At 60.4% G+C, this 13433-nt stretch carries 10 protein-coding genes; 8 read left to right on the forward strand and 2 right to left on the reverse strand.

Annotated elements, in window-relative coordinates; translation table 11 throughout:
- Positions 1-65 precede the first annotated feature (65 nt).
- Positions 66-1586 carry an MFS transporter gene (locus tag ACQZ5F_RS24825; RefSeq protein ID WP_225337996.1) on the reverse strand — a complete coding sequence of 507 codons (1521 nt, stop codon included), beginning with the start codon at positions 1584-1586 and terminating at the stop codon, positions 66-68.
- A 133-nt stretch (positions 1587-1719) separates the two neighbouring features.
- Between ACQZ5F_RS24825 and ACQZ5F_RS24830 the strand changes: the two genes are divergently transcribed.
- The 8 genes from ACQZ5F_RS24830 (at position 1720) to ACQZ5F_RS24865 (ending at position 10640) form a co-directional block, all read left to right on the forward strand.
- On the forward strand, positions 1720-2574 hold the full coding sequence (locus tag ACQZ5F_RS24830) for a LysR family transcriptional regulator (protein WP_225337995.1): 855 nt from the start codon (positions 1720-1722) through the stop codon (positions 2572-2574).
- A 252-nt stretch (positions 2575-2826) separates the two neighbouring features.
- Complete coding sequence (locus tag ACQZ5F_RS24835) at positions 2827-4365, forward strand: FAD-dependent monooxygenase (RefSeq protein WP_225337994.1); 1539 nt, start codon at positions 2827-2829, stop codon at positions 4363-4365.
- A gap of 92 nt (positions 4366-4457) precedes the next feature.
- Positions 4458-5570 (forward strand): PspA/IM30 family protein, encoded by a 1113-nt coding sequence (locus tag ACQZ5F_RS24840; RefSeq protein WP_225337993.1) that lies wholly within the window; start codon positions 4458-4460, stop codon positions 5568-5570.
- The gene (locus tag ACQZ5F_RS24845) at positions 5570-6208 is read left to right on the forward strand and encodes an OB-fold-containig protein (RefSeq protein ID WP_225337992.1); all 639 of its coding nucleotides are present in this window, start codon (positions 5570-5572) and stop codon (positions 6206-6208) included. The genes ACQZ5F_RS24840 and ACQZ5F_RS24845 overlap by 1 nt, the downstream gene beginning before the upstream one ends.
- Positions 6209-6236: 28 nt before the next feature.
- The gene (locus ACQZ5F_RS24850) at positions 6237-7928 is read left to right on the forward strand and encodes a flotillin family protein (RefSeq protein WP_225337991.1); all 1692 of its coding nucleotides are present in this window, start codon (positions 6237-6239) and stop codon (positions 7926-7928) included.
- Between the two features lie 338 nt (positions 7929-8266).
- Positions 8267-9418 (forward strand): calcium:cation antiporter, encoded by a 1152-nt coding sequence (locus ACQZ5F_RS24855; protein ID WP_225337990.1) that lies wholly within the window; start codon positions 8267-8269, stop codon positions 9416-9418.
- Positions 9419-9471: 53 nt separating this feature from the next.
- Positions 9472-9795 (forward strand): hypothetical protein, encoded by a 324-nt coding sequence (locus ACQZ5F_RS24860; RefSeq protein ID WP_156316087.1) that lies wholly within the window; start codon positions 9472-9474, stop codon positions 9793-9795.
- Positions 9796-9893: 98 nt separating this feature from the next.
- A complete protein-coding gene (locus tag ACQZ5F_RS24865; protein WP_046801986.1) occupies positions 9894-10640 on the forward strand; it encodes a F0F1 ATP synthase subunit A in 747 nt (248 codons plus the stop codon).
- A gap of 55 nt (positions 10641-10695) precedes the next feature.
- Here ACQZ5F_RS24865 and acnA read toward each other — a convergent pair whose 3' ends face one another.
- The gene (acnA, locus tag ACQZ5F_RS24870; RefSeq protein ID WP_225338055.1) at positions 10696-13311 is read right to left on the reverse strand and encodes an aconitate hydratase AcnA; all 2616 of its coding nucleotides are present in this window, start codon (positions 13309-13311) and stop codon (positions 10696-10698) included.
- Positions 13312-13433 lie beyond the last annotated feature (122 nt).

Here is a 13433-nt window from a genome sequence, read left to right on the forward strand (position 1 = left end):
AAGGACCAGCGCGCAACCCTATCGGCAAAACCGCGTGGGGGTGCGCCTCATTCGCCTGCGGCGCCCTAGTCGCAGGCGGGTTTTCGCACCGGGCCGAAGACCAGGAAGCTGATGGCGGCAAGCAGCCAGACACTGATACCGGCATAAAGCATGACCAGACCGAAGCCATCCGCCAGCGCCTGATGGACGAGCACTCCGGGAACGTCCTGCGCCGAGGATCCGGCAGTTCCCGCCGCAACCTTTTCAGCGAGCAATTGCAATGTGTTCACATCCATATCGAGCGTCAGGTTTGCCTGAAGCGAAGAGCGCACGCCCTCAACCAGAATGAAGCCCATGATCGGAATATTGATGGCGAGCGAGATCATGCGCGCACTCATGTCGATGCCCGATGCCATGCCGGAACGCGCCGGCGGCACCGCACCCGTGGTCGTGTTGGTGACCGGCGTGTTGGTCAAGCCAAGCCCGATGCCCGAAAGAATGCAGCCGGGCAGCATGGTAAGCCAGTTCGCATTTTCGATGCCGCTGCCCAGTTTCATCAGCATGAAACCGAGACCGATGGTGAACAGCCCCGCCGGTATGACAATGCGAGGCTGATAACGCAAGGACAGACGCTCCGCCAGCGGCGGCATCACCAGCGCCGGCAGCGTGTAGGCAAGCAGGCCAAGACCGGCGGCGACGCTGTCATAACCGAGACCCGCCTGAAACCAGATCGGCAGATAGATCATGAAGGGCCAGAAACTGATGTTCATCGCCGCCGAGCCGATGATGGCTCCGGAAAACGGCCGGATTCGGAACACGGAAAAATCGAACATCGGCCTTGGTGTGAGCTTTTCCACGATGAGAAAAGCGATGAAGCTCGCGACGGACCCCGCAAGGATCAATAGCGCCGCCTGGCTGGCAAAGCCGAGTTCAGGGCCTTGTGTGATGAAAAAGGCAAGGAGAAACACGGCCAGCGACAGCGTGGCGATACCGGCAAGATCAAGACGTGTCGCTTCCGGATCAAGCGATTCTCTCACGCCGCCCACTGCGAGCAGCAAGGTGCCCGCGCTGAGCGCCACGTGAACGAGGAACACCCATTCCCAGCTCCACAGCGCGACGATGGCCCCGCCGATAATCGGGCCAAACCCCAGCCCTACGCCGGAAATGATGCCCCACCAGCCGAACGCCATGCCACGCTCACTGGCCGTGCGGAACTGGTATGACAGGATGGCGATCTGGCACACCAGCATCGCACCGCCGCTCAGCCCCTGAAGGAAACGCGCCGCAATCAGCACCATCACATTTTCCGTCACTCCGCAGGCGAGAGACGAAAGTGCAAAAGCGACAATGCTGGCAATGAAGACGCGCTTGCGGCCAAAGCGGTCTGCCAGCGCACCTGTCGCCATCAACACCACCGTCACGCCGATCGTGTAAGCATTCATGATCCATTGAAGCTGCCGGAAATCCGCATGCAGCATCTGTTCGAGTGTCGGCAGGATCGCCGGAACGCTGGAAATCTCCAGTCCGAACATCAGGGCGGAGAGACAAACGGCAGCGAGCGCCATGGCGCTTCTGCTGCCCGCGGGTGCGGTAACGGCAAGGGTCATTCTTCAGCCTTTCATGGAGCGGATCGCAACAGCGAAATCCGGTCTGCGGAACCGGACGCAAACTAACCAAAGCTTGACCATAACTGAATTGGATGGTTGGCTATTTCAGAGACAACAAATTGGAATTATTGATATGCGCACGCTGGATGTGGATGCCGTCGAGGCTTTTGTCACCATTGCCGATCTGCAAAGCTTCACCCGCGCTGCCGAAGCTCTGGGAACCACGCAGGGCGCCATCAGCGTCAAGCTGAAGCGGCTGGAAGACCGGCTGGGCCAACGGCTGCTTGAGCGTACGCCCCGGTCCGTGCGGCTGTCGGCGCAAGGTGCGGTGTTTCTGGCGCCCGCCCGCGAATTCCTTGCCGCGCATGATCGTGCCCTCGCCGGCCTTTCATCCCAGCGCCGCCGTTTTGGCCTTGGCATTGCCGCCCATGTTGCGGGGCCGGAGGTGCCAAACCTTCTGGCGCGGCTCAATGCCCATGATCCGGGACTGACGATCGAAGTGCGCATGGACAATTCCCGTGTGCTGCTGGACGCCTTCGACCGTGGCGAAATCGACGCCGCAATTATCCGGCGTGAAGACGACCGACGCGACGGCGAGGTGCTGGGGCCGGAGCATTTCGGCTGGTACGCCGCTCCGCAATTCGAACACCGTCAGGGCGAACCCCTGCGGCTGGCCGCGCTTTCACCCGCCTGCGGTGTGCGCAACATTGCCGCCCGCGCACTGGATTCGGCCTCCATTGCCTGGACGGAGGTGTTTCTTGGCGGCACCTCGTCGATGGTTACGGCCGCGGTCTCCGCCGGCCTTGCCATTTCCGCCTTTTCCTGCCGTCTTGCACCGCCCGGCACGGTCGAGGTTAGCCAGCGCTTCGGCCTGCCGTCGCTGCCCTCCACCGAGGTCGTGATGTTCTCCACCCTCACCGACAGCAGATCCCGCGAGGCCTTGCGCACACTTGCCGCCGCATTCCGGGAACATCGGCCCGGGTCTTGAGAAATGAGACTGCCGGATGGACGACGCGCTGGATTTGCCTTGCCGACCGGCCGCTCCGGCGTTATGGAAGAAATGTCGAAAAAGGCACGACTTGGTGTGGTCTAGCCCAAGTCCTTTCGGAAACGAAAGCTCTGTCCATGCCCCGCGCATGAGTCCCACGACGAACAACGACGCTGTGAAGGCGTCAAATTGTTCGTCCGTGTGGTTCTCAAACGATGAGCTGCTCCGGTCGAACGACCAAAGGAGCATTTCATGTCAAATACCCCTCAGATTTACGATGTCGTGATTGCTGGCGCTGGTCCTGTGGGCCTGTTTCTCGCCTGTGAGCTGCGCCTTGCGAAGGTTTCGGTACTGGTGCTGGAGCGGGCCCACGATCCTTCGTCGCCGCTTAAGAAACTCCCCTTCGGCATGCGCGGTCTTTCCGTGCCCACCATCGAAAGTTTCCACCGCCGGGGCCTGCTCGAGGACATAACCAAAAATCTGCCGACAAGAGAACAGCCAAACGACAGCCACGGCTTGACCACACACTGGATGCAGCAGCGCCGCCGCCCGGGCGGCCATTTCGCCGGTATCCAGTTCTTCAACGACAATATCGATGCGTCGAAATGGACCTATCGCTTGCCGGATTCGACGCCGGTGACCATGGCCTCCAGCATGGAAGAGATCGAAGCCGTTCTGGAAAGACGTGCAACCGCGATGGGGGCCGAGATCAGACGCGGCGCTGGGGTTGAGAGCGTCCAGCAGTCGGATACGGGTGTGACCGTTTACGCCGGTGGCCAGATATTTCACGGGCGCTGGCTCGTTGGCTGCGATGGCGGCCGCAGCACGGTGCGCAAGGCGGGCGGCTTCGATTTCGTCGGCACCGATCCCGAATTTACCGGCTATTCCGTCGAGGTCGAGATGGCGGACCCGGAAAAACTCGCTCCGGGCCGTCACTACACACCGACCGGCATGTATACCTACCAAGAGCCCGGAACCATCGCGATGGTCGATTTCGACGGCGGCCGCTTTCACCGGACCAAGCCGATGACACCGGAGCATGTGCAGACTGTCCTGCGGCATGTCTCCGGCACCGACGTCACGGTCACAGGCCTCAGACTTGCAACGACATGGACGGATCGCGCCTATCAGGCCACGACCTATCGCAACGGCCGAATATTACTGGCGGGCGATGCCGCACATATCCACTCCCCGCTTGGCGGCCAGGGGCTTAATCTCGGGCTGGGCGATGCGCTCAATCTTGGCTGGAAACTTGCAGCGACAATCCGCGGGGATGCCCCGGACGGATTGCTGGACACCTATACCAGCGAGCGACACCCGGTGGGAGCACAGATCCTCGACTGGTCGCGCGCGCAGGTCGCTCTCATGCGCCCCAGCTCGAGCACAAGGGCGCTGGAAACCATCATCCGCGACCTCATCGAGACCCGCGATGGCGCGACATATTTCGCCGAGCGTGTCTGGGGTGTTTCCCTGCGCTATGAGCTTGGCGGCCAACATCCGCTTGTCGGCCGCAGCGTTCCGGATTTCGTACTGACCGATGGAAGGAAGACCGGCGAACTTCTGCGAGAAGGAAGAGCGCTGCTTTTGAACTTTGGCGTGGGTGCATCGCTTGAAGCGCTTGCAGGTCGTTGGACCGGACGGATCGCTTATGTGGCGGCCAATGCCGTCGACCCGCTCGGATTAAGCGCCGCGCTGGTGCGTCCCGATGGCATCGTCGCCTGGGCTACGGGGTCAACTCCTGACAAGGAGGAACTCACGGAAGCCGCTAGCCGGTGGTTCGGTACGGTATAAACTACATCTGAAGCGGGAAATCAGCTTATGCAGGGTTGAAAAAACTACCACCGCCCCTTGAAAGCACCAATGAAGTGCTTTATATATTTCACATGAGCACGAAACTTCTGTCCAACGTCGTTCTGGCACTCAATCTTTCAAGGGAAGATCGATCTTCCCTCGAAGAAACGCTTCTTGCCTATCGACGTGCTATGGCAATCCTCGATCAGACAGAAGGCGCCAACCTCGTGGCACTGCATGCCGCAGCTTACGAAGAAATCAGGGTCAAGACAGGTCTCCCATCCCGCATGGTGACGCTCGCTTTGCGCGACCACAGCCAGCGTGATCCGCAGGAGCCGGTGCGCGACATCCCGCTCGACAGCAAGCTGTTTTCGGTCAAAGGGCCTGACAGCCTCAGCATCGCCACCCTCTCGGGCCGGGTCGTCGTGCCCTACACGGTTCTTGGCTATCACGACGGCTGGAATGACTTTTCAGAAGCGCGCCTCGTTTTCGAGGGCGAAACCATCAGCATCCATGCCGGCATAAAAACCGGCTTCCAACCGAACAGGGAGGCTTCGATGAACAATGAAGGTATTCTTGGGCGACTCGGGCGTGTCATCGCCGGTGTCATGAACAACGCCGTCGATGCGGCGGAAGCGTCCAATCCCGTCGCAGTCGCGCAGCAGGCCGTGCGGGAAATTGCCAAAATCGCCGAGGAAGCGCGAGCGGCGCTCGGCGTGGCGGTTGCCGCCGGCCATCGCCTCAAATCGAAGGCCGTCGATCTTGATGAAGAGATCAGCGACCTCGACGACAAGATCAGAATCGGGCTGGAAAACGGCCGCGAGGATCTGGCCCGCGCCGCAACCGGGTTGCAGATCGATCTGGAGGCGCAGCGCGAAGCGCTGAACAAGGCGATCATCGAGAACGCCGCCGAGATTGCCGAGGCGGAAACCACCTTGCGCAGCATCGCCTCTGCAAAGGCGGATGCGCAAAAGCGGCTCGAAGATGCCAAGCGTGCCGAACGCGCAGCACCTGCCAGTGTCGACGCCACCCCGTCCCAGCGCAATGACCGCCGTCTGGCCGAGGCGCTGGAAGCGATCGAAAGGGTGACCGGCACACCGGCCAAGCCCAATACCGGCGCAGCCGAGGTGGAAGAGTTAGGCCGCATGCAACGCCAGAGCGCCATAGAGGCGCGGCTCAAGGCTTTCCGGGAGGGACAACGCTGATGGAGGGCATTGTCCAGCCCGGCACTGCCCCCTTCTGGATCGCCCTCTTGACGGTCGCCGGCCTCGGCATTGTCGAACTCGTCTCGGTCCTGCTCGGCGTGTCAGCCTCCGGTCTGCTGGACGACAGTTTCAGCTACCATGCGCCGGGCGATACCGAAGCGGGGTTGCTGGGAAGCTGGATGTCCTGGCTCAACGCCGGCGGCGTGCCGCTGCTTGTTCTTGCGGTTATCCTGCTTTCGGTTTTTGCCGTTACCGGTTTCTTCATTCAGGGGGTCGCTTCCACAATGCTTCTCGGACCCTTGCCGCTCCCTCTGGCCATGACCGGCGCGATTGCTGCAGCCATTCCGGCCACGCGGTCGCTCAGCCTTGCTGTTGCAAAGGTCATTCCACGCGATGAGACCAACGCGCTTGAGCAGGCCGACTTTCTGGGTCTCACAGGCGTCGTCACCATCGGGCCGCTTGACCAGGGCAAGCCCGGCACCGTGCGGGTCAAGGACCGGCATGACAATATTCACTTCCTGCGCGCACAGGCCGCATCCGGTCACACGATCGATACGGGTGCGCAGGTATTGATCGTCGACGGGGCGGACGGGCTTTTCCAGGCCATTCCCGCACCGCCGGATCTGAAAAATTCATAATAGCGGGCACAACAGGGGTTAATTCACCATGGACTTCTTTTCTTTGAGCCTGATTGCCGGGGTCATCGTCACGGCGATCGTCGTCATCGGCATCATCATGACATCGCTTTACACGCGCTCGACGCGCGACAAGGCCTATGTCAGAACCGGCCTTGGCGGCAAAAAAGTCGTACTCGACGGCGGCGCAATCATTCTGCCGATCTTCCACTCCTATTCCTGGGTCTCGCTCAGCACGTTGCGGCTGGAAGTGAAGAGATCCGAACATGAATCGCTGATCACCAAGGATCGCATGCGCGCCGATATCACCGCCGAATTTTACGTGCGTGTGAAGCCGGACGCCGAAAATATCGCGCTGGCCGCCCAGACACTCGGCGACCGGACAAATGATGCCGATGCGCTAAAATCCCTGGTCGAGGCGAAATTTGTCGACGGCCTGCGCTCGGTTGCGGCAACCATGTCGCTGCGCGACTTGCAGGAACAGCGCGCCGAATTCGTCAAATCCGTGCAGGCAGCCGTTGCGCATGACCTGCAGTCCAACGGTCTGGAACTGGAATCGGTATCGCTGACGCGGCTCGACCAGACCGACATCAAGCATTTCAACCCCAACAACACCTTCGACGCGGAAGGCCTGACGGCGCTGACACGGATCACCGAGGAGCGCAAACGCGAGCGCAACCAGATCGTCCGCGACAACGAGGTCGAAATCGCCACCAAGGACCGCGAAGCCGTGCTTCGCCGCCTGACCATCGAACGCGAACAGCGCGATGCGGAACTGACGCAGGAACGCGATATCGCCAACAAGACCGCAGAAACCAGGGCGGAGGCGGCACGCGCCGAACAGGCGGCACGCCTGAACGAGGAAACCGCCAAGCTCGATACCGAACGCGGCATTGCCGAGCGGGATGCGGAAGCCCGTCAGGCGCGCGAGACCGCCCGCATCGAGGCCGAGCGCGGCATCGCCGAGCGCGAGGCGGAAGCCCGCAAGATCACCGAAACCGCCCGGATCGAAGCGGCGATCGCCGTTGCCCAGAAGGTGGAGCAGGAACAGGCTGCGCGCGCCAAGGCTGATGAGGCAAAGGCAGCGGCCATCACCGCCGAAGAACAGGTGGCAACCGCCCGCGAAGTGGAAATCGCCGAACGCGCCAAGCGTATCGCCGTGATCGACGCCCGCAAGGCGGCCGAACAGGAAGCGACGGCGATCACCGTGAAGGCGGAAGCCGAGCGCGAAGCCGCGGAAAACCTCGCTGCCGCCGCCAAGATCGGTGCCGAGGCCGAGGCGCAGGCCGCCAAAATCCGCGCCGAAGGCGTCATCGCGCTCGGTGATGCCGAGGCGCAGGCGGAGCGGGCGAAAAACGATGCACGCAATGCGCTTTCCGGCGACATCATCGAATTCGAACTTGCCCGCGCGCGGATCGCCATCATCCCCGAGGCGCTGGCCGAAGCGATGAAGCCGATCGAGAAGATTTCCGACATCCGCATCTTCAGCGCCGGCAATCTGGCCGGCGCGCTCGGTGGCGGCAGCGACGGACAAAACGGCAATGGCCTGGGTGATCTTTCAAGCCAGCTGCTGAGCTTCACCGCGCAGAAGCCGGTTCTCGATGAAATCCTCGCACAGGCCGGTTTCAAGGGAGCAGACCCGACACAGGCCCTCCTCGCAGCTTCCATCACAAATGGCACGGATCGGCCAACGTCGGAAAAGCAGCCACGCAAGGAAACGTAAGAAGGTCTCGGCAGTCCTTCCGTAGACCACTCCTCTCGGCAAGAACATCAAGCGCGGTCAATCTAAGATGGCCGCGCTTTTTTCTGTTCTATAAACACTCAGCAAGACCCGTCATACGCGCCGGAAATGCTGCCGCACTAAACATCCAAGCCGGGTTATAAGCTGATGATGAGTGCAACGCCAATGGCGCTCATCATCAAGGCGGAAGCCCGACTGCGGCATTGCTTTCAGGAGCCCTGCCATGCTATCGCTGACATCAACAGCTTGACAGGGCTTCGTTCGGGACGACCCGAATGCGACAGATTACCGGGGACGACCCCAGATAGAGGTCGCCTGCAATGTCTGACAAATCTCCACCCCTTCTCCGCACTCCCTGGCCGAAACTCGTCGTGGCCTGGGTGGTTGTCGCCGTTTTCCAACTGTTCGGCCAGTCATGGCTTTCGGCGGACATGACGCCAACCGTTGCCATCTCGTGCTTTCTCGCGCTCTTCGCCACAATCCTGATGGCGGCTTTCGGAGTCGTGAAAGAGGCCGATGAACTGGCCCATCAACTGGGTGAACCATACGGAACGCTCATTCTCACATTGTCGATCGTCGCCATCGAAGTGATCCTGATTGCCGCGGTGATGCTAGGGCCGAACGAGGCACCAACAATCGGAAGAGATTCCATATTCGCGGTGATGATGATCATCCTCAATCTCGTGACAGGTATCTGCCTTTTGGCGGGCGCAATGCGTTATGGCGAGCAGGAATATAATGCGCCCGGCGCCGTTTCCTTCATTGCGATGACGGTCGTTCTGGCCGGCGTCGCGCTTCTGGTGCCGAACACGCTTCCCGCAGGCAATGGCACGTTTACCGCTCTCCAGGCCATCGTCATCTCCCTTGTGACCGTGATTGTCTACGGCAGTTTCCTCGCCCTCCAGATGGGCCGCTACCGCAGCCACTTCATGCAGCCCGCACCGGGCCGGATGTCAATCAGGCTGACAGAACCCGTCACGCGTCAGGCTCCAGACCATCCGACGGACGGTCATGCCCGCAAAAAGAACATCGTTCACTCGATGGTTCTGATCGGATTGATGCTGCCGATCGTACTGCTCGCACACGACCTCGCCATCGTCATCGACTACAGCGTTGCACAAGCCGGCGCCCCGGTGGCCGTTGGCGGCGTTCTTATTGCGATCATCGTCTTTACGCCCGAATCGATCACGGCCGTGAAGGCCGCATTGAACAACGAGACACAACGGGCAATCAATCTTTGCCTCGGCGCATTTGTTTCAACTGTCGGGCTCACGGTCCCGGCGGTCCTGACGGTCGGCCTCGTCACCGGCAAAACGGTGATCTTCGGAATTTCGCCCGCCGAAACCATCCTGTTTACCCTGACGGTTGCACTGACAACCCTGACCTATCTCGGCAGGCGAACCTCGGCAGCGCAGGGACTGTTGCATCTGATGCTGTTCGCCATCTTTGGCCTCCTGTTGTTTACGGCCTGAGAAAACGGCACGCGGGACGGCCCGCGCGCTTCAAACCGAACGGGGACGGCCCCATGATCACGGGATTGATGATGTGGAAGGCGCCCCGGATGCTCTATCGGGACATTTCAGAAACGGTCGCACAGAGTGCAAATCAACGCTCTCCATGCTGGGTGACGCAGATTTCAGCGGCCTTGATCTTCGTTCTTGTCGCCAACCATCTGGTCCGGTTTTCCCGCGCCGATGCGTTTGCCGGAAAACGATTGTCACCTGCCACCGATTTGGCTAGAAAGCCCTGGCGCGGGACGACCCGTGCCTCGAAACGTTCCGGGGACGGCCCTGACTCTCAATCTTGGGATCAGAATGGCCGATATACCGAACACCCTCCCTATTTCTGACTTTCCACCACACGCACGGTCTTCCTGCGTCCGGCACAGCCGTGACCTCGAACACCCGCGCATTCCCGTCATTGTCGCAATTTACTGAAGGACCTGTCATGGCCGGCCCAATCGACCAATTCGAAGTCAAACCTCTCGTTGAAATTACAGTCGGGGATATCGACCTCAGCTTCACCAATGCTTCGGCATACATGTTTCTCACCGTCACACTGGCGAGTTCATTCCTGCTTCTGGCAACCGGCAAGGCCCGCCTCGTGCCCGGCCGCTGGCAATCGAGCGCGGAGCTGCTTTACCAGTTCGTTGCCAAGACCCTGCGTGACAATGCCGGCGAACAGGGAATGCGGTTCTTTCCCTTCGTGTTCTCGCTTTTCATGTTCATCCTGTTCGCGAACATGATCGGCATGTTTCCTTATGCCTTTACCGTAACGAGCCAGATCATCGTCACCTTCGGCCTCGCCATGATGGTGTTCGGCACCGTCACGCTCTATGGCCTGTTCAAACACGGCATTGGGTTTTTCGGCCTGTTCAAACCCGCTGGAATCCCGGCAATCCTGGCGCCGATCATCGTGCCGATTGAGATCATCTCCTATATTTCGCGCCCGGTCAGCCATTCCGTCCGCCTGTTTGCGGTCATGCTTGCGGGTCATATCACCCTGAAGGTCTTTGCAGGTTTTGTCGTCTCCCTCGCCAGCGTCAATGCGCTGGGGGTAATCGGCGCCATCGCGCCACTCTTCATGACGGTCGCCATCACGGCTCTGGAGTTCCTGATGGCCGGCATTCAGGCCTATGTATTCACCATGCTCACCTGTATGTATCTCAACGACGCGCTGCATCCGGGACATTAGAGTATCGGCGGCATGCCGAGCGTCCCTTGTCCGCAAAGGCCCGCAAAAAGGGACGTCAGGCGCGCTGACGTTTCCCGGAAGGCCGGTGCAGGCGTTCAAGGATCAGGGGCAGAACCCCGCCGGCACACAAAATGGCGATTTCCGCCCGGGTTTCGATCGCCGCAGATGCCTCGAAAGAGATGGAAACCCCGTTGGGCCGCGTGATTGTCACGGGTATCGCGCAGCGGGGTGCGATCGACAGGACATCGGCATCCACGGTGATTGTGTCGCGGGCGGTCATTTCAAGCTGCGCGGGCTTCAGCCCTTCCGGAAGCCGCAATGGCAGGACACCCATGCCGATCAGGTTCCAGCGGTGAATGCGCTCGAAACTTGTCGCCAGAACCGCCCGAACACCCAGGAGCGCAACGCCTTTTGCGGCCCAGTCGCGGGAAGATCCCATTCCGTAACGCTCACCCGCCATAACGACAACGGATTTGCCTTCGGCTTCGTATCGCTGGGCAACATCCCAGAGCGGAAGAATTTCCCCCGTTCCCGCATGGATGGTAGAACCCGCGGGAATGTCGGCCGCCAGAAGATTGCGCACGGTCTTGTTGGTGAAGAGACCACGGATCATGACTTCCCAGTTGCCGCGCCGTGAAGAAAAGACATTGAGATCAAGCGGATTCTCGCCGCGATCAATGAGATGCCGTCCCGCGTCGCCCGTCGCGGGAATGGCACCCGCGGGCGAGATATGGTCGGTCGTGATGTCGTCGCCGAGCACGAGCATAGGATGGGCTTCATAGGCGCCAAGCCTCGTTCCCTTGCCGAAGCCGGAAAAAGGCGGTCGACGGATATAGGTCGATTTCTCATCCCAGGGGAAAAGCATCGTTGTGGGCGCGGGAAGCTCCTTCCACGCCTTGCTTGCCTCGGCCGCGTCATAGGCCGGCGCGAAATCCTCCACCCTGGACGCCGTCTCCATGGCCGCATCGATCTCGGCACCGGTCGGCCAGATCATCGACAGCGTGACGGGAGTGCCACCGGCCGAAATGCCCAGGGGATCGTTCATGATATCGAGCTCAACCGTGCCGGCCAGAGCGAAAGCCACGACCATGGGTGGCGAGGCCAGAAAACCGGCTTCCAGCTGCGGATGAACCCGACCAGGGAAATTACGGTTGCCGGAAAGAACCGCGACAGGAAGAATGTCCCGCTCCGCCATTGCCATTGCAACCGGACTGGTGAGTGAACCGGAATTGCCGATACAGGTGGTGCAACCATAACCGACAATGCCAAAACCAACGGCCTCCAGATCGGTCAACAGCCCCGCACGCTGGAGGTAGCGCTCCGCCGTCGGCGAACCCGGAGCAGTCGAGGTTTTGACCCAATGCGGTGGGCGCAGACCGTAAGCATTGGCTTTGCGGGCCAGGAGCCCGGCGGCGATCAGGAGCCGGGGGTCGGACGTGTTGGTGCAGCTGGTAATCGCCGCGATTGCGACGGCGCCGTCATTCGGCTCACCTTCCAGGGAAATCGTGCCGGCCTTCTTCATGGCGGAGATCGCATGGCGCGTCGCGCTGACCGGAATCCTGTCCTGAGGGCGGCACGGTCCGGCAAGGCTTGGCTCGACGCTCGAAAGGTCGAGATCAAGGGTTGCGGTGTAGCGGGGATTTGTATCGGGATCGAACCAGATTCCGACACGTCTGGCATAAGCCTCAACGAAGGCAGCGTGATCCGGCGTGCGCCCGGTCTTGAGCAGATAGTCGACAGACTGACGATCTATCGGGAAATAACCGCTATTTGCTCCGAATTCCGGCGTCATATTGGCGATGACCGCCCGGTCACCAGCCGTCAGACCGGAGACGCCCGGACCGTAAAACTCGACATATTTATCCTGCAGGTCAATCTGGCGCAGCAGATGCGTGATGACCAGCGCGAGATCCGTGGCAAGCACGCCCTCTTTCAGCGCTCCTGTCAGCCGGATACCAACCACGTCAGGCACGCGAAGGGCGACCGGCATGCCGAAAAACACGCTTTCTGCCTCCAGCCCGCCGACACCCCAGCCAAGCACCCCGATGCCATTGATCATCGGCGTATGGCTGTCCGTACCGATCAGTGTGTCCGGCATGGCCCACAATATCCCATTGCGCCGCTGCGAGGTCACAACGGTTGCCAGGCGCTCGAGATTGAGCGTGTGCATGATGCCCGTGCCGGGGGGGTGTGTCCGAAAATCGGCAAGCGTATTCGTCGCCCATTTCATGAAGCTATAGCGCTCCGCATTCCGCTCATATTCGCGCTCCATATTGCAGGTGAGCGCCGATGAGGTCGCAAACACATCCACGGCAACGGAATGGTCGGTCGAGACATCCACTGGAACAACCGGATTGAGCAGGGCGGGGTCGCCCCCGGCTTCTGCAAGCGCAGAGCGCATTCCGGCAATGTCGACCAAAGCCGGGCCGCAGGTCGTATCATGCATCAGCACCCGGTTCGGTAGAAACGGAATTTCAACCTCGCTGCCACCGGTTTCAAGCCAGTCGATCATCGCCGCTTTCGCCCGTGCAGCATCGTCTTCTCCGGTGCGAAGCACATTCTCCAGCAATATCCGATGAACATAAGGCATGCGCGCCAGACAGTCGCCCGCCTCTGCGGGAAGATCGATGATATCGTAGCTGACGCCGTTTATCTCGAATTTCGTTCGCATATTGTTGTGGTCGAGCGTCACGGCCATCCCCCGCAGGCGTTATCATTGCTTGCTTTGCAAGTCGCGATTTACATACATAATATAATCACAAAATGCAATTAGGTCGATAATAAACAGATTGT

The organism is Agrobacterium sp. 22-210-1 (genome assembly GCF_053522525.1).

What these genes read in the sequence shown, in the direction of transcription:
- ACQZ5F_RS24865 (WP_046801986.1), top strand. Translation starts at nt 9,894, where the DNA reads ATGGCCGGCCCAATCGACCAATTCGAAGTCAAACCTCTCGTTGAAATT.
- ACQZ5F_RS24825 (WP_225337996.1), bottom strand. Translation starts at nt 1,586, where the DNA reads ATGACCCTTGCCGTTACCGCACCCGCGGGCAGCAGAAGCGCCATGGCG.
- ACQZ5F_RS24835 (WP_225337994.1), top strand. Translation starts at nt 2,827, where the DNA reads ATGTCAAATACCCCTCAGATTTACGATGTCGTGATTGCTGGCGCTGGT.
- ACQZ5F_RS24860 (WP_156316087.1), top strand. Translation starts at nt 9,472, where the DNA reads ATGATCACGGGATTGATGATGTGGAAGGCGCCCCGGATGCTCTATCGG.
- ACQZ5F_RS24850 (WP_225337991.1), top strand. Translation starts at nt 6,237, where the DNA reads ATGGACTTCTTTTCTTTGAGCCTGATTGCCGGGGTCATCGTCACGGCG.
- acnA (WP_225338055.1), bottom strand. Translation starts at nt 13,311, where the DNA reads ATGCGAACGAAATTCGAGATAAACGGCGTCAGCTACGATATCATCGAT.
- ACQZ5F_RS24855 (WP_225337990.1), top strand. Translation starts at nt 8,267, where the DNA reads ATGTCTGACAAATCTCCACCCCTTCTCCGCACTCCCTGGCCGAAACTC.
- ACQZ5F_RS24840 (WP_225337993.1), top strand. Translation starts at nt 4,458, where the DNA reads ATGAGCACGAAACTTCTGTCCAACGTCGTTCTGGCACTCAATCTTTCA.
- ACQZ5F_RS24845 (WP_225337992.1), top strand. Translation starts at nt 5,570, where the DNA reads ATGGAGGGCATTGTCCAGCCCGGCACTGCCCCCTTCTGGATCGCCCTC.
- ACQZ5F_RS24830 (WP_225337995.1), top strand. Translation starts at nt 1,720, where the DNA reads ATGCGCACGCTGGATGTGGATGCCGTCGAGGCTTTTGTCACCATTGCC.